The sequence below is a fragment of the Burkholderia sp. M6-3 genome (assembly GCF_050858985.1).
Lineage (GTDB): Bacteria > Pseudomonadota > Gammaproteobacteria > Burkholderiales > Burkholderiaceae > Paraburkholderia > Paraburkholderia caledonica.
Window position 1 is genome coordinate 3,618,952 of record NZ_CP110090.1, and the last position, 23,481, is coordinate 3,642,432.

Annotated in this window: 13 protein-coding genes, 6 tRNA genes and 2 rRNA genes; all 21 read right to left on the bottom strand. The window is 58.2% G+C overall.

What is annotated here, in order from left to right:
- Positions 1–39: 39 nt before the first annotated feature.
- A complete protein-coding gene (fusA, locus tag OH764_RS15910) occupies positions 40–2,142 on the bottom strand; it encodes an elongation factor G (RefSeq protein WP_498847404.1) in 2,103 nt (700 codons plus the stop codon).
- A gap of 135 nt (positions 2,143–2,277) precedes the next feature.
- A complete protein-coding gene (rpsG, locus tag OH764_RS15915; protein ID WP_006053291.1) occupies positions 2,278–2,748 on the bottom strand; it encodes a 30S ribosomal protein S7 in 471 nt (156 codons plus the stop codon).
- Positions 2,749–2,928: 180 nt separating this feature from the next.
- Positions 2,929–3,309 carry a 30S ribosomal protein S12 gene (gene rpsL / locus OH764_RS15920; protein WP_006998493.1) on the bottom strand — a complete coding sequence of 127 codons (381 nt, stop codon included), beginning with the start codon at positions 3,307–3,309 and terminating at the stop codon, positions 2,929–2,931.
- Between the two features lie 222 nt (positions 3,310–3,531).
- Positions 3,532–5,379, bottom strand: a complete 1,848-nt coding sequence (recQ, locus tag OH764_RS15925) for a DNA helicase RecQ (protein ID WP_087751799.1) — start codon at positions 5,377–5,379, stop codon at positions 3,532–3,534.
- 200 nt (positions 5,380–5,579) lie between these two features.
- Positions 5,580–9,818: a DNA-directed RNA polymerase subunit beta' gene (gene rpoC / locus OH764_RS15930; RefSeq protein ID WP_020071565.1), complete on the bottom strand. Its 4,239-nt coding sequence runs from the start codon at positions 9,816–9,818 to the stop codon at positions 5,580–5,582.
- 21 nt (positions 9,819–9,839) lie between these two features.
- Positions 9,840–13,946: a DNA-directed RNA polymerase subunit beta gene (gene rpoB / locus OH764_RS15935; protein WP_020071564.1), complete on the bottom strand. Its 4,107-nt coding sequence runs from the start codon at positions 13,944–13,946 to the stop codon at positions 9,840–9,842.
- A gap of 379 nt (positions 13,947–14,325) precedes the next feature.
- Positions 14,326–14,703, bottom strand: coding sequence for a ribosomal protein bL12 (gene rplL / locus OH764_RS15940; protein WP_498847405.1), 378 nt, complete (start codon positions 14,701–14,703; stop codon positions 14,326–14,328).
- 63 nt (positions 14,704–14,766) lie between these two features.
- The gene (gene rplJ, locus OH764_RS15945) at positions 14,767–15,270 is read right to left on the bottom strand and encodes a 50S ribosomal protein L10 (RefSeq protein ID WP_013340748.1); all 504 of its coding nucleotides are present in this window, start codon (positions 15,268–15,270) and stop codon (positions 14,767–14,769) included.
- 302 nt (positions 15,271–15,572) lie between these two features.
- Complete coding sequence (rplA, locus tag OH764_RS15950) at positions 15,573–16,271, bottom strand: 50S ribosomal protein L1 (protein WP_020071562.1); 699 nt, start codon at positions 16,269–16,271, stop codon at positions 15,573–15,575.
- On the bottom strand, positions 16,272–16,703 hold the full coding sequence (rplK, locus tag OH764_RS15955) for a 50S ribosomal protein L11 (RefSeq protein ID WP_007180146.1): 432 nt from the start codon (positions 16,701–16,703) through the stop codon (positions 16,272–16,274).
- A 161-nt stretch (positions 16,704–16,864) separates the two neighbouring features.
- Entirely contained in the window at positions 16,865–17,422 is a 558-nt protein-coding gene (gene nusG / locus OH764_RS15960) for a transcription termination/antitermination protein NusG (RefSeq protein WP_007180147.1), read from the bottom strand.
- 1 nt (position 17,423) lies between these two features.
- Entirely contained in the window at positions 17,424–17,804 is a 381-nt protein-coding gene (gene secE, locus OH764_RS15965) for a preprotein translocase subunit SecE (protein ID WP_015003929.1), read from the bottom strand.
- 36 nt (positions 17,805–17,840) lie between these two features.
- A tRNA-Trp gene (locus OH764_RS15970) sits at positions 17,841–17,916 on the bottom strand.
- Positions 17,917–17,980: 64 nt separating this feature from the next.
- A complete protein-coding gene (tuf, locus tag OH764_RS15975; protein WP_012434572.1) occupies positions 17,981–19,171 on the bottom strand; it encodes an elongation factor Tu in 1,191 nt (396 codons plus the stop codon).
- Between the two features lie 63 nt (positions 19,172–19,234).
- Positions 19,235–19,309 (bottom strand) — tRNA-Thr (locus OH764_RS15980).
- A gap of 15 nt (positions 19,310–19,324) precedes the next feature.
- Positions 19,325–19,398, bottom strand: a tRNA-Gly gene (locus OH764_RS15985).
- A gap of 39 nt (positions 19,399–19,437) precedes the next feature.
- Positions 19,438–19,523: transfer RNA gene (locus OH764_RS15990), tRNA-Tyr, on the bottom strand.
- A gap of 159 nt (positions 19,524–19,682) precedes the next feature.
- A 5S ribosomal RNA gene (gene rrf, locus OH764_RS15995) occupies positions 19,683–19,796 on the bottom strand.
- Between the two features lie 238 nt (positions 19,797–20,034).
- A 23S ribosomal RNA gene (locus tag OH764_RS16000) occupies positions 20,035–22,913 on the bottom strand.
- A gap of 302 nt (positions 22,914–23,215) precedes the next feature.
- Positions 23,216–23,291: transfer RNA gene (locus OH764_RS16005), tRNA-Ala, on the bottom strand.
- 54 nt (positions 23,292–23,345) lie between these two features.
- Positions 23,346–23,422 (bottom strand) — tRNA-Ile (locus OH764_RS16010).
- Between the last annotated feature and the right edge of the window lie 59 nt (positions 23,423–23,481).

Sequence of the window (23,481 nt, forward strand, 5' to 3'; positions counted from 1 at the left end):
TCTTTCAAAAAGTTAATCGTTGAATGACTTGCCGCGCAATTACTTCGACTTCGCGTTGATGATCGCTTCTGACACGTTACGCGGTGCTTCGGAGTAGTGCTTGAACTCCATCGTATACGTTGCGCGACCTTGGGTCAGCGAACGCAGCGACGTCGAGTAGCCGAACATCTCGGACAGCGGCACTTCGGCGCGAACAATCTTGCCACCGCCAACCATATCGTCCATACCCTGAACGATACCGCGACGGCCCGACAGGTCGCCCATCACGTTGCCCATGTAGTCTTCCGGCGTTTCGACTTCCACAGCCATCATCGGTTCGAGGATGACCGGTTGAGCCTTGCGCATTGCTTCCTTGAACGCCATCGAGCCGGCCATGCGGAACGCATTTTCGTTCGAGTCAACGTCGTGGTACGAACCGAACGTCAGGTGAACCTTGACGTCGACAACCGGGAAGCCCGCCAGCACGCCTGCCTTCAGCGTTTCCTGGATACCCTTGTCCACCGCGGGGATGTATTCGCGCGGAATCACACCGCCCTTGATCTCGTCGAGGAACTCGTAACCCTTGCCTTGCTCGTTCGGCTCGAGCGTGATGACCGCGTGACCGTACTGGCCGCGACCACCCGACTGCTTGACGAACTTGCCGTCAACGTCTTCTGCCTTGCCACGAATCGTTTCACGGTAAGCAACCTGCGGCTTGCCGACGGTCGCTTCCACGCCGAATTCGCGCTTCATACGATCGACGAGAATTTCCAGGTGGAGCTCGCCCATGCCCGAAATAATCGTTTGGCCCGATTCTTCGTCCGTTTGAACGCGGAACGACGGATCTTCCTGTGCCAGACGGTTCAGCGCCAGACCCATTTTTTCCTGGTCGGGCTTCGTCTTCGGCTCAACAGCCTGCGAAATCACCGGCTCCGGGAAAATCATGCGCTCGAGCACGATCGGGCTTTGCGGATCGCACAGCGTGTCGCCGGTCGTCGCGTCTTTCAGGCCGACTGCTGCAGCGATGTCGCCCGCGCGAACTTCCTTGATTTCCTCGCGCTGGTTCGCGTGCATCTGCAGAATACGACCCAGACGTTCCTTCTTGTCTTTCGTCGCGTTCAGCACGGTGTCGCCCGAATTGACGACGCCCGAGTACACGCGGAAGAAGATCAGCTGGCCGACGAACGGGTCGGTCATGATCTTGAATGCCAGAGCCGAGAACTTCTCGTCGTCAGCAGCGCGGCGCTCGCCTTGCTCACCGTTTTCCAGCTCGCCGGTAACCGGCGGGATGTCGATCGGCGACGGCAGGAAATCGAGCACGGCGTCCAGCATGCGTTGCACGCCCTTGTTCTTGAACGCGGTGCCGCACAGCATCGGCTGGATTTCGCAAGCAATCGTACGGTCGCGCAGACCCTTGATGATTTCCTCTTCCGTCAGTTCGCCCGACTCGAGGTACTTGTTCATCAGATCTTCGCTCGACTCAGCCGCCGCTTCGACCATCTTTTCACGCCATTCATTGCACGTGTCGGCGAGGTCGGCCGGAATTTCTTCGTACGAGAACTTGGTGCCCTGGGACGCGTCGTCCCAAATGATCGCTTTCATCTTCATCAGGTCGACAACACCCGTGAAGTTTTCTTCCGCGCCGATAGGCACCACGACCGGAACCGGGTTTGCCTTCAGACGCAGCTTCAGCTGGTCGTAAACCTTGAAGAAGTTCGCGCCGGTACGGTCCATCTTGTTGATGAACGCGAGACGAGGAACCTTGTACTTGTTAGCCTGACGCCACACGGTTTCCGACTGGGGTTGCACGCCGCCCACAGCGCAGTACACCATGCACGCGCCGTCGAGCACACGCATGGAGCGCTCAACTTCGATCGTGAAGTCGACGTGGCCCGGGGTGTCGATGATGTTGATGCGGTGCTCAGCGCGGTCGCCGGCCATGCCTTTCCAGAACGCCGTCGTAGCAGCCGACGTAATCGTGATGCCGCGTTCCTGCTCCTGCTCCATCCAGTCCATGGTGGCAGCGCCGTCGTGAACTTCACCAATCTTGTGGTTCACGCCGGTATAGAACAGGATGCGCTCGGTCGTCGTCGTCTTGCCGGCGTCGATGTGAGCGCTAATACCGATGTTACGGTAGCGCTCGATAGGTGTCTTGCGAGCCACTTTGATCCTCTATGGGGATGACGCGATGCGAGAAAATACCCATCGCGCTGTAACACAAACGGGCGAGGCGCTTTGTAAGCGCACCCGCCCGGAATTTCTTTCCGTTTTTGTCTGCTAAACCCGGATTCGGGAAGCTTAGAAACGGAAATGCGAGAACGCCTTGTTGGCTTCTGCCATCCGGTGAACTTCGTCGCGCTTCTTCATTGCGCCGCCACGGCCTTCGGCCGCTTCGGAAAGTTCACCTGCCAGACGCAGGGCCATCGACTTCTCGCTGCGCTTCTTCGCGGCTTCACGCAGCCAACGCATCGCCAATGCCATACGACGCGACGGGCGCACTTCGACCGGAACCTGATAGTTCGCACCACCAACGCGGCGGCTCTTGACTTCGACCACCGGCTTGACGTTGTTGAGCGCTACCGTGAACACTTCCAGCGGGTCCTTGCCACCCTTGGTCTGGATCTGTTCGAAAGCGCCGTACACAATGCGCTCGGCAACCGACTTCTTGCCGGAGAGCATCAGCACGTTCATGAACTTAGCTACATCAACGTTACCGAACTTCGGATCCGGCAACACTTCCCGCTTGGGGACTTCGCGACGACGCGGCATGTTTCTTCCTTTAACTTTTCAGTTGGAGCTGTTTTAGCCCCGCGGCCACCAACTAACCCGATTCATCTCTAACGACTTACCAGCCTGGTCGGGTGACCACTTACTCGACAGCACCGGCGATTCCGGCACCACCGCTATTACCGCCTTTGCAGGCGACCTGAACTACGGACCGGCTGATGATTACTTGCCGGCCTTGGCACGCTTCGCACCGTACTTCGAGCGAGCCTGCTTACGATCCTTGACGCCCTGGGTATCCAGCGAGCCGCGAACCATGTGGTAACGCACACCCGGCAAGTCCTTCACACGGCCGCCGCGAATCAGCACGACCGAGTGTTCCTGCAGGTTGTGGCCTTCACCACCGATGTACGAAATGACTTCGAAACCGTTCGTGAGGCGCACTTTCGCAACTTTACGCAGTGCCGAGTTCGGCTTCTTCGGCGTCGTGGTGTACACACGGGTGCACACGCCGCGACGCTGGGGGCAGTCCTGCAAGGCCGGGCTCTTGCTCTTCGTCGTTTCCGACGCGCGGCCTTTGCGAACCAGTTGATTGATGGTTGGCATTGTCTATTCCTGAAATTGAACAAAATCGACGCATCTGTTTCCGGGCAAAGCAGAAACGATTGCGCATCGAACTTCCGGCTTCGACTACAAGCACGTGGACAGAGTCCGCGCGCGAGCATTCCAAAGACCGGAACCTAGCATAATATTCCGAAAAGGCTAAGCGAGTCAACAGGTTGCAATGTTTCGCAGACCTGCGCACGTTGGCCGGCGACGGCGGCCGACCTAATCAGCGGCAACGACTTCGAGCAGTTCGTCCCCGAAACGATCGAGCTTGCGCGCGCCCATGCCCGGAATGCCCCGCAAATCCTCAATGGAATCCGGGCCGTTTCGAGCGATCTCCGCAAGCGTCGCGTCGTGGAAAATCACATAGGCGGGTACGCCGTCGCTCTTCGCGGTTTCCGTGCGCCATGCGCGCAGCCGATCCCAGCGCGCGCGCTCCCGCGGTCCCATGCCGATCGTCGGGTCCGCTCGTTCGCTGGTTCGACCAGACGACTGGCGGGTACGCGTGGGCTTCACGTAACGGCGCATCGTGACGTTTTGCTCGCCCTTTAAAACGGGCTTGCTAGCCTCGGTGAGAACGAGCGAGCCGAATCCTTCGTGATCGACGGTCAGATAACCGAACGCCACCAACTGGCGAAACACCGCGCGCCACTCCGGTTCGCCGAGTGCTGCGCCAATGCCGAATGTGGTCAGTTTTTCGTGCCCGCGCTGCAGGATCTTCTCGCTGCGATTGCCGCGCAGAATGTCGATGAGATGGCCCGCGCCGAAGTGAAAACCGCTCGCCCGCTGCGCGCGAAAGACACACGACAGGGCCATCTGCGACTCGCGCGTCGCGTCCCACGTGTCGGGTGGCTCAAGGCAGTTGTCGCAATTACCGCAAGGTTTGCTCGATTCGCCGAAATACGCGAGAAGGCGCACGCGCCGGCACGTCGCCGCTTCGCACAAACCAAGAAGTGCATCCAGCTTGCCGGTCTGGACGCGCTTGTGTGCGTCGTCTGCGTCAGACTCGTCGATCATCTTGCGCTGCTGGACGACGTCGCCTAAACCATAGGCCATCCATGCATTGGCCGGCATGCCATCGCGGCCGGCGCGACCGGTTTCCTGGTAATACCCTTCGACACTCTTCGGCAAATCGAGGTGAGCGACGAACCGCACGTCCGGCTTGTCGATGCCCATGCCGAATGCGATCGTCGCGCACATCACAATGCCTTCCTCGCGCTGAAACATCTCCTGATGTTTCTGGCGCGTCTCGAATTCCATGCCCGCGTGATACGGCAAGGCGCGCATGCCCTTTTCTTTGAGCCATTCGGCGGTCTCTTCGACTTTGCGCCGCGACAGGCAATAGACCACCCCAGCGTCGGTCGTACCGTCCGCCCGCGTGTGTTCGGCGCGAATAAAGTCGAGCAACTGCGTGCGCGCGTTGTCCTTTTCGACGATGCGATAACGGATATTGGGCCGGTCGAAACTCGAAACGAAAATGCGCGCGTCGTCGAGTGCGAGACGGTGAATGATTTCGTCTCGCGTGATGGCGTCCGCGGTCGCGGTCAGCGCAATGCGCGGCACATTCGGGAAGCGCTCGTGCAGCACCGACAGCTGAATATATTCGGGCCGGAAATCGTGCCCCCATTGCGAGACGCAATGCGCTTCGTCGATCGCGAAAAGTCCGATGCGGGTGCGCTCGAGCAACTCCTGGAATCGAGGCGTCATCAAACGTTCGGGCGCCACGTAGAGCAGATCGATGTCGCCGTCACGCAGCGCACGCTCGGTAGCCATTGCCTCCGCGCTCGAAAGCGTGGAGTTCAGGTAAGCGGCGCGCACGCCGACTTCCGTGAGCGCGGCGACTTGATCCTGCATCAGCGCGATCAACGGCGAGACCACGATACCCGTGCCGAAGCCGCCTTCGCGTCGCACCAGCGACGGGATCTGATAACACAGCGACTTCCCGCCGCCCGTTGGCATCAGCACGAGACAATCGCCGCCGCCAGCGACGTGTTCGACAATTTCGCCTTGCTGTCCTCTGAACGCGGGGTAACCAAAAACTTCGTTGAGGATTTCGAGCGGACGGGACATGAATTTGAGAGAAGCAGCGTAAAGCGGGTGACACGAATTTTACCAACGCATTCGCGCTGCGCCCGCGCTTTGCAACAACGTTAGCCATCTGGCCTGCCAATGGACAAGAACGCGTAATAAAGCGGCGCAAAAAAAAGCCGCTCAGTCGAAACTGAGCGGCTTCGCTGGCTAGAGCCCCAAGCGGCTTACGCCGCTGGGACTTATTCGCCTGAGTGCTGCTGTTCGGCGGCCGGGGTTTCCGGCGTACCGAATTCGAACGACTCTTCCGCTGCGATCTGATCGAAACGCTCGCGGTCGGACAGTTCCTTGCTCTTGCGTGCCTTGTGGAACGCGAGACCCGTACCGGCCGGAATCAAACGGCCGACGATCACGTTTTCCTTCAGGCCACGCAGATCGTCGCGCTTGCCCATAATCGCCGCTTCGGTCAGCACGCGGGTCGTTTCCTGGAACGATGCCGCAGAGATGAACGAATCGGTCGACAGCGACGCCTTCGTGATACCGAGCAACACGTTTTCGTACGTTGCCGGACGCTTGTCTTCCGCGATCATACGGTCGTTCTCGTCGAGCATATCCGACCGCTCGACCTGTTCGCCCGGGATGAAACGCGTATCGCCGTTGTCCGTAATCTGCACGCGGCGCAGCATCTGACGAACAATCACTTCAATGTGCTTGTCGTTGATCTTCACGCCTTGCAGACGGTACACGTCCTGCACTTCGTCCACGATGTAGCGCGACAGCGCTTCGACGCCCTGCAAACGCAGGATGTCGTGCGGATCCGCCGGTCCGTCCACGATCATTTCGCCCTTGTTGACGACCTGACCATCGTGAACCAGAACCTGCTTTTCCTTCGCGATCAGGAACTCGTGCTGGTTGCCCTCGAGGTCCGTGATAACGAGACGCTGCTTGCCCTTCGTGTCCTTACCGAACGACGTCGTACCCGTGACTTCCGCCAGGATACCTGCGTCCTTCGGCGAACGTGCTTCGAACAGTTCCGCCACACGCGGCAGACCGCCGGTAATGTCACGCGTCTTCTGCGATTCAGTCGGGATACGTGCGAGCACTTCACCGACCTGCACTTGCTGACCGTCCTTCACGGTGATCAGAGCGCCGACCTGGAAGCCGATCTGCACCGAATGCTCGGTGTTGGGGATCTTCACTTCCTCGCCGTTCGCGTCGAGCAGCTTGACCTGCGGACGCACCGTCTTCGAAGCTTGCGAACCGCGGCGCTTCACGTCGATCACGACAAGAGTCGAAAGACCCGTCACGTCGTCGATCTGCTTCGCAACGGTCACGCCTTCTTCGACGTTCTCGAACTTCACCGTACCACCGTACTCGGTGATGATCGGACGCGTCATCGGGTCCCACGTCGCCAGTTGCGTGCCGGCCTTGATCTGCGCGCCGTCCAGCTGCAACAGCGTCGCGCCGTACGGCACCTTGTGACGTTCGCGCTCGCGACCGTGGTCGTCGGTGATCATCGCTTCGCCCGATCGCGAAATGACGATCTGCTCGCCCTTCGCGTTAGTGACGTAACGCATCGTCGACGTGAAACGCACCGTACCGTTCGACTTGGCTTCAACCGACGAAGCCACTGCCGCACGCGACGCCGCACCACCGATGTGGAACGTACGCATGGTCAGCTGCGTGCCCGGCTCACCGATCGACTGAGCGGCGATCACACCGACTGCCTCGCCGACATTCACGAGCGAGCCGCGGCCCAGGTCGCGGCCGTAGCAAGCTGCGCACAGGCCGTAACGTGTTTCGCACGTCAGCGGCGTACGCACGCGCACTTCGTCGATGCCGAGGCGCTCGATTTCTTCGACCGCATCTTCGTCGAGCAGGCTGCCCGCTTCGTACAGCGTTTCCTGCGATTCCGGATTGACGACGTCAGCCACCGCCACGCGACCGAGGATACGATCACGCAGCGCTTCGACGACTTCACCGCCTTCGACCAACGCCTTCATCGCCACGCCGTTGGACGTACCGCAATCGTCCTCGACCACCACCAGATCCTGCGTCACGTCGACGAGACGTCGCGTCAGGTAACCGGAGTTTGCCGTCTTCAGTGCCGTATCAGCCAGACCCTTACGTGCGCCGTGGGTCGAGATGAAGTACTGCAACACGTTCAGACCTTCACGGAAGTTCGCCGTAATCGGCGTCTCGATGATCGAGCCGTCCGGCTTCGCCATCAGGCCACGCATACCGGCCAGCTGACGAATCTGAACTGCGGAACCACGAGCGCCCGAGTCCGCCATCATGTAGATGGAGTTGAACGATTCCTGACGCGTTTCGTTGCCGTCGCGATCCACCACCGGTTCCGTCGACAGCTGTTCCATCATCGCCTTGCCGACCGCTTCCGACGTTGCCGACCAGATGTCGACCACGTTGTTGTAGCGCTCTTGCGACGTGACGAGACCCGACATGTATTGACGGTCGTATTCCTTCACCTTCTTCGCAGCGTCGCCAACGATGGTTTCTTTCTGCGGCGGCACGAGCATGTCGTCGACGCAGATCGAGATACCAGCGCGCGTGGCCAGACGGAAACCCGACTGCATCAACTGGTCGGCGAAAATCACCGTTTCACGCAGACCGCACTTGCGGAATGCGGTGTTGATCAGACGCGAGATTTCCTTCTTCTTCAGCGGCTTGTTCAGCACCGAGAACGGCAGGCCCGGCGGCAGAATTTCCGACAGGATTGCACGGCCGACGGTCGTCGCGTACAGCGAGATCTTCGGCACGAACGCCGGCGCACCTTCCGACTTGTCTTCGTTGTGGACCATTTCGGTGATCCGCACGTTGACGCGCGAGGCGAGCTCGACTTCCTTGTTCTCGTATGCACGCAGCGCTTCCGAAACGCCGGTGAACGTCAGGCCTTCGCCCTTCGCGTTCACAGCTTCACGGGTCGCGTAGTACAGACCGAGCACGATATCCTGCGACGGCACGATCGACGGATCGCCGTTAGCCGGGAACAGCACGTTGTTCGACGCCAGCATCAGCGTGCGCGCTTCCATCTGCGCTTCGAGCGACAGCGGGACGTGAACAGCCATCTGGTCACCGTCGAAGTCGGCGTTGAACGCCGCGCAAACGAGCGGGTGCAGCTGGATTGCCTTACCTTCGATCAGCACCGGCTCGAAAGCCTGAATGCCAAGACGGTGCAGCGTAGGCGCACGGTTCAGCATGACCGGGTGCTCGCGGATCACCTCTTCCAAGATGTCCCACACCACCGGCGTCTGGTTCTCGACTTCCTTCTTCGCAGCCTTGATGGTGGTAGCAACACCCATCACTTCCAGCTTGTTGAAGATGAACGGCTTGAACAGTTCGAGCGCCATCAGCTTCGGCAGACCGCACTGGTGCAGCTTCAGCGTCGGGCCGACCACGATCACCGAACGGCCCGAATAGTCGACGCGCTTACCGAGCAAGTTCTGACGGAAACGACCGCCCTTACCCTTGATCATGTCAGCGAGCGACTTCAGCGGACGCTTGTTCGCGCCGGTCATTGCCTTACCGCGGCGACCGTTGTCGAGCAGCGAATCGACGGCTTCCTGCAGCATCCGCTTTTCGTTGCGGACGATGATTTCAGGCGCCTTCAGTTCGAGCAGACGCTTCAACCGGTTGTTACGGTTGATCACGCGGCGATACAGGTCGTTCAGGTCCGACGTCGCGAAGCGGCCGCCGTCCAGCGGCACCAGCGGACGCAGTTCCGGCGGGAGCACCGGCAGCACTTCGAGCACCATCCAGTCAGGCTTGATGCCCGAACGCTGGAAAGCCTCGAGCACCTTCAGGCGCTTCGCGTACTTCTTGATCTTCGCTTCCGAACCCGTGTTCTTGAGTTCGGTACGGAGCATTTCGACCTGTTCGTCGATATTGATCGCGCGCAGCAGCTCGCGAACGCCTTCCGCGCCCATTTCGGCACGGAATTCGTCACCGTATTCTTCGACCTTGTTGTAGTAATCCTCTTCGGTCATGATCTGCCGCGCTTTCAGCGGCGTCATGCCCGGATCGATCACCACATATGCTTCGAAGTACAGCACGCGTTCGATGTCGCGCAGCGTCATGTCGAGCACCATGCCCAGACGCGACGGCAGCGACTTCAGGAACCAGATGTGCGCAACCGGCGAGGCCAGTTCAATGTGGCCCATCCGTTCGCGACGCACCTTCGCCAGCGTCACTTCGACGCCGCACTTCTCGCAGATCACGCCACGGTGCTTCAGGCGCTTGTATTTGCCGCAAAGGCATTCGTAGTCTTTGATCGGCCCGAAAATCTTCGCGCAGAACAAACCATCGCGTTCCGGCTTGAACGTCCGGTAGTTGATGGTTTCCGGCTTCTTCACTTCACCGAACGACCACGAACGGATCTTGTCCGGCGAGGCCAGACCGATCTTGATCGCGTCAAAAACTTCAGGTTGTTGGACTTGCTTGAATAGATCGAGCAAAGCTTTCATCGCTTCTCTCCAGTAGTCCGATTAGTTGCGGTCGAGGTCGATGTCGATACCGAGCGAGCGGATTTCCTTCACCAACACGTTGAAGGATTCCGGCATGCCTGCATCGATCACGTGATCGCCCTTGACCAGGTTCTCGTACACCTTGGTCCGGCCTGTCACGTCGTCCGACTTCACCGTCAGCATTTCCTGCAGCACGTACGATGCGCCGTACGCTTCGAGCGCCCACACTTCCATTTCACCGAAACGCTGGCCACCGAACTGCGCCTTACCGCCCAACGGCTGCTGCGTCACGAGCGAGTACGGGCCCGTGGAACGCGCGTGCATCTTGTCGTCGACCAGGTGGTGCAGCTTCAGGTAGTGCATGTAGCCGACCGTCACCGTACGTTCGAACATTTCGCCGGTCCGGCCGTCGTACAGACGAACCTGATTCTTCGACGGCGTCATGCCGAGGTTCTTCGCGATGTCGTCCGGGAACGCCAGATCCAGCGCGCGCGACATTTCTTCTTCCGTCGCACCGTCGAACACCGGCGTTGCGAACGGCACGCCTTCGCGCAGGTTCTTCGCCAGTTCCACGATTTCGTCGTCGGTGAAGCTGTCCAGCTCTTCGGCGCGGCCCGACTCGTTGTAGATCTTGGTCAGGAATTCGCGCAGTTCAGCGATCTTCGCCTGACGCTGCAGCATTTCGCCGATACGCCAGCCGAGACCCTTCGCGGCCCAACCCAGATGCACTTCGAGAACCTGACCGACGTTCATCCGCGACGGCACGCCGAGCGGGTTCAGAACGACGTCAGCCGGACGGCCGTCGGCCATGTACGGCATGTCTTCAATCGGCACGATCTTCGACACGACACCCTTGTTACCGTGACGGCCGGCCATCTTGTCGCCAGGCTGCAGGCGGCGCTTCACTGCCAGGTACACCTTGACCATCTTCAACACGCCCGGCGGCAGTTCGTCGCCTTGCGTGAGCTTCTTGCGCTTCTCTTCGAACGCCAGATCGAACTGGTGACGCTTCTGTTCGATCGAGTCCTTAATGGCTTCGAGCTGTGCCGCTGCTTCTTCGTCCGCGAGGCGGATGTCGAACCAGTGGTAATGATCCAGATCTTGCAGGTAAGCCTGTTCGATCTTCGTGCCCTTTGCCAGCTTCTTCGGACCGCCGTTCGCGACCTTGCCGTCGAGCATACGTGCGAGACGCTGGAACGCGTCGCCTTCCACGATGCGCAGCTGGTCGTTCAAGTCGAGGCGATAGCGCTTCAGTTCATCGTCGATGATCTGTTGCGCACGCTTGTCGCGCTGAATGCCTTCACGCGTGAACACCTGAACGTCGATCACCGTACCGCTCATGCCCGACGGCACGCGCAGCGACGTGTCCTTCACGTCCGAAGCCTTTTCACCGAAGATCGCGCGCAGCAGCTTTTCTTCCGGCGTCAGCTGGGTTTCGCCCTTCGGCGTGACCTTGCCGACCAGCACGTCGCCTGCTTCGACTTCCGCGCCGATGTAGACGATGCCCGACTCGTCGAGACGGCCGAGTTGCACTTCAGCCAGGTTCGAGATGTCGCGCGTGATTTCTTCCGGTCCGAGCTTCGTGTCGCGAGCCACGACGTTCAGTTCTTCGATGTGGATCGACGTGTAACGGTCGTCGGCAACCACCTTCTCCGAGATCAAAATCGAGTCTTCGAAGTTGTAGCCGTTCCACGGCATGAACGCGACCAGCATGTTCTGGCCAAGAGCCAGTTCACCCAGATCGGTCGATGCGCCGTCAGCCAGCACGTCGCCACGCGACACGATATCGCCGACCTTCACGATCGGGCGCTGGTTGATGTTCGTGTTCTGGTTCGAACGCGTGTACTTGATCAGGTTGTAGATGTCCACGCCGACGTCGCCAGCAACGGCTTCATCGTCGTTCACGCGAATCACCATACGGCCGGCGTCGACGTAATCGACCACACCGCCGCGGAATGCCTGAACCGTCGTACCCGAGTCGACCGCCACCGTGCGCTCGATACCCGTACCCACCACGGCCTTTTCAGGACGCAGACACGGCACAGCCTGACGCTGCATGTTCGAGCCCATCAAAGCGCGGTTCGCGTCGTCGTGCTCGAGGAACGGAATCAGCGATGCTGCCACCGACACGATCTGCGACGGCGCCACGTCCATGTACTGGATGCGATCCGGCGTCACCATCAGCGTTTCGCCCGCTTCACGCGACGACACGAGTTCGTCGGTCAGCGTACCGTCTTCAGCCACTGCCGCGTTCGCCTGAGCGATCACGTAACGACCTTCTTCGATTGCCGACAGGTAATCGATCTGGTCGGTCACCTTGCCGTCCACGACCTTGCGATACGGCGTTTCGAGGAAGCCGTATTCGTTCAGGTGCGCGTACAACGCGAGCGAGTTGATCAGGCCGATGTTCGGACCTTCAGGCGTTTCGATCGGGCAGACACGACCATAGTGCGTCGGGTGGACGTCGCGGACTTCAAAGCCTGCGCGCTCACGCGTCAAACCGCCCGGGCCAAGTGCCGAGACACGGCGCTTGTGGGTGATTTCCGACAGCGGATTCGTCTGGTCCATGAACTGCGACAGCTGCGACGAACCGAAGAACTCGCGAATTGCCGACGAAATCGGCTTCGAGTTGATCAGGTCGTGCGGCATCAGGTTTTCGCTTTCGGCCTGGCCGAGGCGTTCCTTCACAGCACGTTCGACACGCACGAGACCGGCGCGGAACTGGTTTTCCGCCAGTTCGCCGACGCAACGCACACGGCGATTGCCCAAGTGGTCGATGTCGTCGACTTCACCCTTACCGTTACGCAGTTCGACCAGAATCTTGATCGTGGCGAGGATGTCGTCGTCTTGCAGCGTCATCGGGCCAACGATTTCATCGCGGCCGACACGGCGATTGAACTTCATACGACCCACCTTGGACAGGTCGTATGCGTCTTCGCTGTAGAACAGACGGTTGAACAGTGCCTCGACCGCTTCTTCGGTCGGCGGTTCGCCCGGACGCATCATGCGGTAGATCGCGATGCGAGCGGCCATCTTGTCCGCGGTTTCGTCGATACGCAGCGTCGACGAAATGTACGGACCTTGATCCAGATCGTTCGTGTAGAGCGTCTGGATGTCTTTGATCTTCGACTCGCGCAGCTTTTCGAGGACGGTCTCGGTGATTTCGTCATTCGCGTTGGCGATGACTTCACCGGTGTCGCCGTCGACGACGTTTTTCGCCAGCACGCGGCCGAGCAGATAGTCTTCCGGGACCGAGATGAACTTGGTCTTCGCGTTGTCCAGATCGCGAATGTGCTTCGCGTTGATCCGCTTGTCCTTCTGGACGATCACGTTGCCATCACGGTCCGTGATGTCGAAGCGCGCGACTTCGCCACGCAGACGCTCCGGCACGAACTCCATCTGCGCGCCTTCCGGCATCAGCGTGAAGTTATCGAACACGAAGAAGTTTGCGAGGATCTGTTCCGGCGTGAGGCCGATTGCCTTCAGCAGGATCGTGACCGGCATCTTGCGGCGACGGTCGACGCGGAAGTACAGCACATCCTTCGGGTCGAACTCGAAATCGAGCCACGAACCGCGGTAAGGAATGATACGTGCCGAAAACAGGAGCTTGCCCGAGCTGTGCGTCTTGCCCTTGTCGTGTTCGAAGAACACGCCAGGCGAACGGTGCAGCTGCGAAACGATCACACGTTCCGTGCCGTTGATGACGAACGAACCCGTCGGCGTCATGAGCGGAATTTCGCCCATGTACACTTCCTGTTCCTTCACTTCCTTGACGACCGGCTTGCTCGGCGACTCCTTGTCGAGCAGCACCAGACGCACTTTGGCGCGCAGGGCGGAGCAGTACGTCAAACCGCGCTGCTGACATTCCTTGATGTTGAATGCCGGCGGCGACAGCATATAGCTGACGAACTCGAGACGTGCGAACCCGTTGTGCGAAACAATCGGGAAAACGGATGTGAACGCGGCTTGCAGGCCTTCCGGCTTGCGTTGCGTGGAGGACGTGTCTGCTTGCAGAAACGTGCTGAATGATTCAAGCTGGGTAGCCAGCAGGAAAGGTACTTGGTGAACGATGGGGCGCTTCGCAAAACTCTTGCGAATACGCTTCTTCTCGGTGAAGGAATATTGCATACGATCTCCGAATCACGGCGGGCATTGTTGTCGAGGCAGGATACCTTGATGAGACAACCCGAGTGTTCACCGACTGAGACCCGATGGCCGTCCGATGGCTTGAACGAGCCTAGAAGCTTGGTGGTTGGCCTCTACCAACCGCTGGCTGACGGCAGCGGATGCCTGTCGCATGGAACCTTAACCGCTACCCGACCAAACTTGCCTTCTGCAGTCGCTTCAGAAGACAAAGAGAAGCGCCGGTCAATGTTGCCGATAGGCGGTTTTCTTTGGCTTCTGGGAGTCGCATTGTTGCTAAACAACGATGCAAAAACGCGTCCCCCACAAAGCACAAAAAGGCCGGCGGTGGAAAACCGCCAGCCTTCGCACAGCGCGCTGAAACTTACTTGATTTCAGCCTTCGCGCCGGCTTCTTCCAGCTTCTTCTTCGCTTCTTCAGCAGCAGCCTTCGGTACCGATTCCTTCACAGGCTTCGGTGCACCGTCGACCAGGTCCTTCGCTTCCTTCAGGCCGAGACCCGTCAGTTCACGAACTGCCTTAATGACGGAAACCTTGTTCGCGCCAACTTCAATCAGGTTCACCGTGAATTCGGTTTGCTCTTCAGCTGCAGCAGCGCCGCCGCCTGCACCTGCGGGGCCTGCCACTGCAACAGCAGCTGCCGACACGCCAAACTTTTCTTCGAACGCCTTAACCAGCTCGTTCAGTTCCAGAACCGACATCGAGCCTACGGCTTCGAGGATGTCTTCTTTTGCGATTGCCATTTGAAATACTCCTAAATTGAATTCGGATACAGCTAGCGATCAATTACGCTCGGCTGAAGTGCATTACGCAGCGGATTCTTCGCCTTGTTTCTTTTCTGCCAGCGCGGCCAAAGCGCGCGCGAAGCCAGAAACAGGTGCTTGCATAACGAACAACAGCTTGGAGAGCAGCTCCTCGCGGCTCGGGATGTTGGCCAGCGCTTGCACGCCCGCCTTGTCCATCACGTTGCCTTCGTAGGCGCCAGCCTTGATGACCAACTTATCATTGCTCTTGCTGAAGTCATTGACGACCTTAGCAGCAGCAATTGCATCTTCAGAGATGCCGTAGATCAGGGGGCCAGTCATCTGCTCTGCCAGCGGAGCGAACGGGGTACCTTCGACAGCGCGACGCGCCAGCGTGTTTTTCAACACGCGAAGGTACACCTGTTGCTCACGCGCTTTCGCGCGCAGCTTGGTCAGATCGCCAACCGTGATCCCACGATACTCAGCCAGAACCACGGTCTGGGCTTTCGCGACTTGCGCGGCAACCTCAGCGACGACGGCCTGCTTGCTTTCTTTGTTGAGTGGCACGGTTAACCTCCAGATTCGATACACGCAGCGTGCGCCTTGTGTACCGCGTTCAATAACGGCGTCCGACCAGTCAGGAGTATTTCGACCGCCCGACACCCGCATTGCTGCAAGCGTCTGACGACTTCATCACTACAAAACCTTTTCGGGTTCGCCATCTGCGTTGGCTTTACATTAAGAGCCCGCCTACTTGCTGCGTGCCCGCCAACGGTCTTTGACAACCGGCTGCGAGATGCCAACTACTGCCACCTCGCAACCGCCCAAAGCCCATAAACGCCCCGACTTTCGTCGAGGCGAAGAATTACTTACTGTGCAGCGAGCGACGTCTGATCGACGCGAACGCCGACGCCCATCGTGCTCGACAGTGCAACCTTACGCAGGTAAACACCCTTGCTGGTTGCCGGCTTAGCCTTCTGGAGCGCGTCGATCAGAGCGCTCAGATTGCTACGCAGAGCCGTCGGTTCGAACGAAGCACGACCGATCGTGGCGTGGATAATACCGGCCTTGTCGACACGGAATTGCACCTGGCCAGCCTTGGCATTCTTCACGGCCGTTGCGACGTCCGGCGTGACCGTACCAACCTTCGGGTTAGGCATCAGGCCTCGCGGGCCGAGGATCTGACCGAGCGTACCGACCACGCGCATCGTGTCCGGCGAAGCGATCACGATGTCGAAGTCCAGATTGCCAGCCTTCACCTGTTCAGCCAGGTCTTCCATACCGACGACTTCAGCGCCGGCTGCGCGAGCCTGTTCAGCCTTTTCGCCCTGTGCGAACACGGCGACGCGAACCGACTTGCCCGTCCCTGCCGGCAGAACGACCGAACCGCGGACCACTTGGTCCGACTTCTTCGCGTCGATGCCGAGTTGCACTGCCACGTCGATCGACTCGTCGAACTTCGCGCTTGCGCACTCCTTAACCAGCGACAGCGCGTCGTCGATCGGGTACAGCTTCTGACGGTCAACCTTTGCTGCAAAAGCCTGCAGACGCTTAGAAAGCTTAGCCATTTACACGCCCTCCACGGTGATGCCCATCGAGCGGGCGCTACCAGCGATCGTACGAACCGCTGCATCCAGATCAGCCGCGGTCAGATCGGGCATCTTGGTCTTGGCGATGTCTTCAGCTTGAGCGCGGGTGATCTTGCCGACCTTGTCGGTGTGCGGCTTGCTCGAACCCTTGTCGATCTTAGCTGCCTTCTTGATCAGAACCGTTGCCGGCGGCGTCTTCAGGACAAACGTGAAGCTCTTGTCAGCAAACGCGGTGATCACGACCGGAATCGGCAGACCCGGTTCCAGTGCTTGAGTCTGCGCGTTAAACGCCTTGCAGAACTCCATGATGTTCAGGCCGCGCTGGCCCAGTGCCGGACCGACCGGCGGCGACGGGTTGGCTTTACCTGCAGGAATCTGCAGCTTGATAAAGCCGATGATTTTCTTTGCCATGTTGAAAACCTCTTTGGAACGTCATCTTGCAAGCGAACGTTCAGTGAGTAGTAGCGCGCGTTCGCCGGAAACCCGAGTACTTGCGCTCCTCAACGGCCATTACGCGGACCGTAAGCGCGAAATACGAAACGCGCCGACCGGCGCGCTGCGTAGAATCTGGATTACAACTTCTCGACTTGGCCGAATTCCAGCTCGACCGGCGTGGCGCGGCCGAAGATTGTAACGGAAACACGGACGCGCGACTTTTCGTAATTCACTTCTTCGACGCTGCCGTTGAAATCGGTGAAAGGACCGTCCTTCACCCGAACCATCTCGCCTACTTCAAACAGGGTCTTCGGACGCGGTTTCTCCACACCCTCCTGCATCTGCGACATGATCTTCTCGACTTCGCGCGGAGAAATCGGACTCGGCCGATTACGCGCACCGCCTACGAAGCCCGTGACCTTCGCCGTGTTCTTCACGAGGTGCCACGTCTCATCCGTCATTTCCATCTCAACCAGTACGTAACCGGGGAAGAAACGACGCTCAGTCACAGATTTGTGACCGCCCTTTACCTCGACCACCTCTTCGGTCGGGACGAGGATTTGACCAAACTGGTCTTGCATGCCGGCGCGCTCAATGCGCTCCTGAAGCGCACGCTGCACGCTCTTCTCCATACCGGAGTAGGCGTGCACGACGTACCAACGTTTGCCGCTCGGAGATGCCGGAGTATCGCTCATATCATTTCCAACCCAGAATCACCGAGAAAATCGCCCATTCGATGGATTTATCACTAACCCACAGAAAGATCGCCATCACGAACACGAAGCCGAAAACCACCAAAGTCGTCTGAGTTGCCTCTTTGCGAGTCGGCCAGACGACCTTGCGGACTTCCTTGTACGAGTCTTTGGCGAAAGCGATGAAACCCTTGCCAGGCGCGGAGAGAAGACCGACTGCAACACCCGCGATTGCACCAACAGCCAAGGCGGCTCCGCGGACGTACCATTCCTGACCATTGAGCCAGAAGAACCCCACGAACCCGGCCAAGACCAGCAATACGCCCGCGACGAGCATCAGCTTGTCGCCGGATGTATTTACAGTTTCGACGGAAGGATTCGCCATAACACCTTAACGAAGCGCCACAGTTGACGCGAGAGTTGGCAGGGGCAGAGGGAATCGAACCCCCAACCTTCGGTTTTGGAGACCGACGCTCTGCCAGTTGAGCTATACCCCTAAACCATTTGGGGTTGACGACACCGCCAACCCCGAAACTACAGATTAACGAGAACTATCTGGCGTTACTCGAGAATCTTGGCAACGACACCAGCGCCGACGGTACGGCCGCCTTCGCGGATAGCGAAGCGCAGACCTTCTTCCATCGCGATCGGGTTGATCAGCTTCACCGTGATCGACACATTGTCGCCCGGCATGACCATTTCCTTGTCCTTCGGCAACTCGATCGAGCCCGTCACGTCCGTCGTACGGAAGTAGAACTGCGGACGATAGTTGTTGAAGAACGGCGTGTGACGGCCGCCTTCGTCCTTGCTCAGCACGTACACCTCAGCCGTGAAGTGCGTGTGCGGGTTGATCGAGCCCGGCTTGGCCAGCACCTGGCCACGCTCCACGTCTTCGCGCTTCGTGCCGCGCAGCAGGATACCAACGTTGTCGCCCGCCTGACCCTGGTCGAGCAGCTTGCGGAACATTTCCACGCCCGTGCAGGTCGTCTTCACCGTCGGCTTGATACCGACGATTTCGATTTCCTCACCGACCTTCACGACGCCACGCTCAACGCGACCCGTCACCACCGTGCCGCGACCCGAGATCGAGAACACGTCTTCCACCGGCATCAGGAATGCGCCATCCACTGCGCGCTCCGGCGTCGGGATGTACGTGTCCAGCGCGTCGGCCAGATTCATGATCGCCACTTCGCCCAGCTCGCCCTTGTCGCCTTCCAGCGCCAGCTTGGCCGAACCCTTGATGATCGGCGTGTCGTCGCCCGGGAAGTCGTACTTCGACAGAAGCTCGCGCACTTCCATCTCGACCAGCTCCAGCAGCTCAGCGTCGTCCACCATGTCGCACTTGTTCAGGAACACGATGATGTACGGCACACCGACCTGACGCGCCAGCAGGATGTGCTCACGCGTTTGCGGCATCGGGCCGTCAGCGGCCGAGCACACCAGGATCGCGCCGTCCATCTGCGCGGCGCCCGTGATCATGTTCTTCACATAGTCAGCGTGGCCCGGGCAGTCAACGTGTGCGTAGTGGCGGTTAGCCGTTTCGTACTCGACGTGCGCCGTGTTGATCGTGATACCACGCGCCTTTTCTTCCGGTGCCGCGTCGATCTGGTCGTATGCCTTCGCTTCGCCGCCGAACTTCTGCGTCAGAACCGTCGTGATCGCTGCCGTCAGCGTGGTCTTGCCGTGGTCAACGTGACCGATCGTGCCGACGTTCACGTGCGGCTTGGTCCGCTCAAACTTACCCTTGGCCATTTTCGACTCCTAAGAGGATTTTTCCGTACGTTGCGCCGGGCGCAAACAATCACCGAGTACTTCTGGTGCCCATGGGCAGGATCGAACTGCCGACCTCTCCCTTACCAAGGGAGTGCTCTACCACTGAGCCACATGGGCGCTACTTTTGTGTGCTGGAGCGGGTGAAGGGAATCGAACCCTCGTCGTAAGCTTGGAAGGCTTCTGCTCTACCATTGAGCTACACCCGCAAGGTCATGGATTCCCAACAACTGCTTCAACTTGCATTCTGGTGGAGGAGGTTGGATTCGAACCAACGTAGGCGTAAGCCAACAGATTTACAGTCTGCCCCCTTTAGCCACTCGGGCACCCCTCCGCAGAGAACTGATGATTATGGGGGAACAACCGCTCGATGTCAAGACCTGCCTGACTATTCCAACCCAAACGCTCTCACTTATATGTAGTGATCACGGTGCTGCGCGTAAACGCAGAAACCCCACCTTTGCTGGGGTGGGGTTTCTGATGCTGCTGGGGAGCCTGACGATTACCTACTTTCACACGGGCAATCCGCACTATCATCGGCGTGGAGTCGTTTCACGGTCCTGTTCGGGATGGGAAGGGGTGGGACCGACTCGCTATGGTCATCAGGCTTTGACGGGTTGCTGGGTCGCCTTTGGGGCGGCACAGCCAATCTGGAAGAAGTAGTTGAGAGGATGCCTCTCGTTTTGCACGTTCAGCACGTGCGGGTTGTGTTGTTTCTGGCACAACACTGATCTCTCAACCTGGGTGTCTGGCGCGAACTCACTGCGAGTTCAAGCGCATCCCCTTCGGGGATCGGACCAGTGTAGGCGCTGAAGCGCCAACGCTGGTCGAGACACACCTGTTATAGGATCAAGCCTTACGGGCAATTAGTATCAGTTAGCTGAGCACATTACTGCGCTTACACACCTGACCTATCAACGTCCTGGTCTTGAACGACCCTTCAAGGGGCTCGAAGCCCCGGGGATATCTCATCTTAAGGCGAGTTTCCCGCTTAGATGCTTTCAGCGGTTATCTCTTCCGAACATAGCTACCCGGCGATGCCACTGGCGTGACAACCGGTACACCAGAGGTTCGTCCACTCCGGTCCTCTCGTACTAGGAGCAGCCCCCTTCAAATATCCAGCGCCCACGGCAGATAGGGACCAAACTGTCTCACGACGTTTTAAACCCAGCTCACGTACCTCTTTAAATGGCGAACAGCCATACCCTTGGGACCGGCTACAGCCCCAGGATGAGATGAGCCGACATCGAGGTGCCAAACACCGCCGTCGATATGAACTCTTGGGCGGTATCAGCCTGTTATCCCCAGAGTACCTTTTATCCGTTGAGCGATGGCCCTTCCATACAGAACCACCGGATCACTATGACCTGCTTTCGCACCTGCTCGACTTGTCGGTCTCGCAGTTAAGCACGCTTATGCCATTGCACTATCAGCACGATTTCCGACCGTACCTAGCGTACCTTCGTACTCCTCCGTTACACTTTGGGAGGAGACCGCCCCAGTCAAACTGCCTACCATGCACTGTCCCCGATCCGGATTACGGACCAAGGTTAGAACCTCAAACAGATCAGGGTGGTATTTCAAGGATGGCTCCACGCAGACTGGCGTCCACGCTTCACAGCCTCCCACCTATCCTACACAGACCGGTTCAAAGTCCAATGCAAAGCTACAGTAAAGGTTCATGGGGTCTTTCCGTCTAGCCGCGGGGAGATTGCATCATCACAAACACTTCAACTTCGCTGAGTCTCGGGAGGAGACAGTGTGGCCATCGTTACGCCATTCGTGCAGGTCGGAACTTACCCGACAAGGAATTTCGCTACCTTAGGACCGTTATAGTTACGGCCGCCGTTTACCGGGACTTCAATCAGGAGCTTGCACCCCATCATTTAATCTTCCGGCACCGGGCAGGCGTCACACCCTATACGTCCACTTTCGTGTTTGCAGAGTGCTGTGTTTTTATTAAACAGTCGCAGCCACCAGTTTATTGCAACCCCTTCACCCTCCTGGCGCAGGCCAGTCAAGCTACAGGGGCGTACCTTATCCCGAAGTTACGGTACCAATTTGCCGAGTTCCTTCTCCCGAGTTCTCTCAAGCGCCTTAGAATACTCATCTCGCCCACCTGTGTCGGTTTGCGGTACGGTCTTGTTGAACTGAAGCTTAGAGGCTTTTCCTGGAACCACTTCCGATTGCTTCGTCACCGAAGTGACTGGCCTCACACCCTTGAATTACGCGCCCGGATTTGCCAAAGCGCCTTCTCCAATGCAAGGACCGGGACTTCCAACACCCGGACAACCTTCCGCGATCCGTCCCCCCATCGCATTCAACAATGGTGCAGGAATATTAACCTGCTTCCCATCAGCTACGCATTTCTGCCTCGCCTTAGGGGCCGACTCACCCTACGCCGATGAACGTTGCGTAGGAAACCTTGGGCTTACGGCGAGGGGGCCTTTCACCCCCTTTATCGCTACTCATGTCAGCATTCGCACTTCCGATACCTCCAGCACACTTTCCAGTGCACCTTCGCAGGCTTACGGAACGCTCTCCTACCATGCACATAAATGTGCATCCGCAGCTTCGGTATATGGCTTAGCCCCGTTACATCTTCCGCGCAGGACGACTCGATCAGTGAGCTATTACGCTTTCTTTAAAGGATGGCTGCTTCTAAGCCAACCTCCTGACTGTTTTAGCCTTCCCACTTCGTTTCCCACTTAGCCATATTTGGGGACCTTAGCTGGCGGTCTGGGTTGTTTCCCTCTTGACACCGGACGTTAGCACCCGATGTCTGTCTCCCGTGATTGCACTCTTCGGTATTCGGAGTTTGCTATGGCGTAGTAATCCGCAATGGACCCCACAACCATGACAGTGCTCTACCCCCGAAGGTGATACACGAGGCACTACCTAAATAGTTTTCGGAGAGAACCAGCTATTTCCAGGTTTGTTTAGCCTTTCACCCCTATCCACAGCTCATCCCCTAACTTTTCAACGTTAGTGGGTTCGGACCTCCAGTACGTGTTACCGCACCTTCATCCTGGCCATGGATAGATCACCTGGTTTCGGGTCTACACCCAGCGACTGAACGCCCTGTTCGGACTCGCTTTCGCTACGCCTGCCCTAATCGGTTAAGCTTGCCACTGAATGTAAGTCGCTGACCCATTATACAAAAGGTACGCCGTCACCCCTTACGAGGCTCCGACTGTTTGTATGCATGCGGTTTCAGGATCTGTTTCACTCCCCTCCCGGGGTTCTTTTCGCCTTTCCCTCACGGTACTGGTTCACTATCGGTCGATCACGAGTATTTAGCCTTGGAGGATGGTCCCCCCATCTTCAGACAGGATTTCACGTGTCCCGCCCTACTTGTCGTACACCTAGTTCTTCCTCGCTGTTTTCGTCTACAGGGCTATCACCTGCTATGGCGGCACTTTCCAGAGCCTTCGACTAACAATGAAGATAAAGAGTACAGGCTGCTCCCATTTCGCTCGCCACTACTCTGGGAATCTCGGTTGATTTCTTTTCCTGCGGTTACTTAGATGTTTCAGTTCACCGCGTTCGCTTCACATGACCTATGGATTCAGTCATGGATACTCCATACGGAGTGGGTTTCCCCATTCGGACATCTACGGATCAAAGCTCGTTTGCCAGCTCCCCGTAGCTTTTCGCAGGCTACCGCGTCCTTCATCGCCTGTGATCGCCAAGGCATCCACCACATGCACTTGTTCGCTTGACCCTATAACGGGTGTGTCTCTGTCGATTCACAATCGTTACAGGTTGAGTATTCGTGTTGCGCCGTATTCCAAAGCAATCTTTCGATCACTTAAAAATACATCGATACAATCACAACCCTGATTCACCTACTCATGTACCCATCTCTAAGTACACTTTCGTGAATCTCTTTACTACTTCTTCCTGATTGTTAAAGAACGTTCAGCCGATAGCGCGATTGCTGTAACCGCGTATCCTTACTGACTGGCTCAATCGCCAATGCACAACGCTCTGTGTACCTGACACAGAACCCTACGCATTGAGGATTGGTGGAGGATGACGGGATCGAACCGACGACCCCCTGCTTGCAAAGCAGGTGCTCTCCCAGCTGAGCTAATCCCCCAGTCATACAGTGACCCCAGAGGTATTCAGACGCCCAGCGCACCAGACAAGACAGTGGTGGGTCTGGATGGATTCGAACCATCGACCCCCGCCTTATCAAGACGGTGCTCTAACCGACTGAGCTACAGACCCCTGAGTCTGTCTGCGTTTCTTTACTACTACAGCCGATAAGCGTGAGCGCTCAACGTTTG

Coding starts and splice junctions, on each gene's coding strand:
- rpsG (WP_006053291.1), bottom strand. CDS start 2,748: ATGCCGCGTCGTCGCGAAGTCCCCAAGCGGGAAGTGTTGCCGGATCCG.
- rpsL (WP_006998493.1), bottom strand. CDS start 3,309: ATGCCAACCATCAATCAACTGGTTCGCAAAGGCCGCGCGTCGGAAACG.
- recQ (WP_087751799.1), bottom strand. CDS start 5,379: ATGTCCCGTCCGCTCGAAATCCTCAACGAAGTTTTTGGTTACCCCGCG.
- rpoC (WP_020071565.1), bottom strand. CDS start 9,818: ATGAAAGCTTTGCTCGATCTATTCAAGCAAGTCCAACAACCTGAAGTT.
- rpoB (WP_020071564.1), bottom strand. CDS start 13,946: ATGCAATATTCCTTCACCGAGAAGAAGCGTATTCGCAAGAGTTTTGCG.
- rplL (WP_498847405.1), bottom strand. CDS start 14,703: ATGGCAATCGCAAAAGAAGACATCCTCGAAGCCGTAGGCTCGATGTCG.
- rplA (WP_020071562.1), bottom strand. CDS start 16,271: ATGGCTAAGCTTTCTAAGCGTCTGCAGGCTTTTGCAGCAAAGGTTGAC.
- rplK (WP_007180146.1), bottom strand. CDS start 16,703: ATGGCAAAGAAAATCATCGGCTTTATCAAGCTGCAGATTCCTGCAGGT.
- nusG (WP_007180147.1), bottom strand. CDS start 17,422: ATGAGCGATACTCCGGCATCTCCGAGCGGCAAACGTTGGTACGTCGTG.
- secE (WP_015003929.1), bottom strand. CDS start 17,804: ATGGCGAATCCTTCCGTCGAAACTGTAAATACATCCGGCGACAAGCTG.
- tuf (WP_012434572.1), bottom strand. CDS start 19,171: ATGGCCAAGGGTAAGTTTGAGCGGACCAAGCCGCACGTGAACGTCGGC.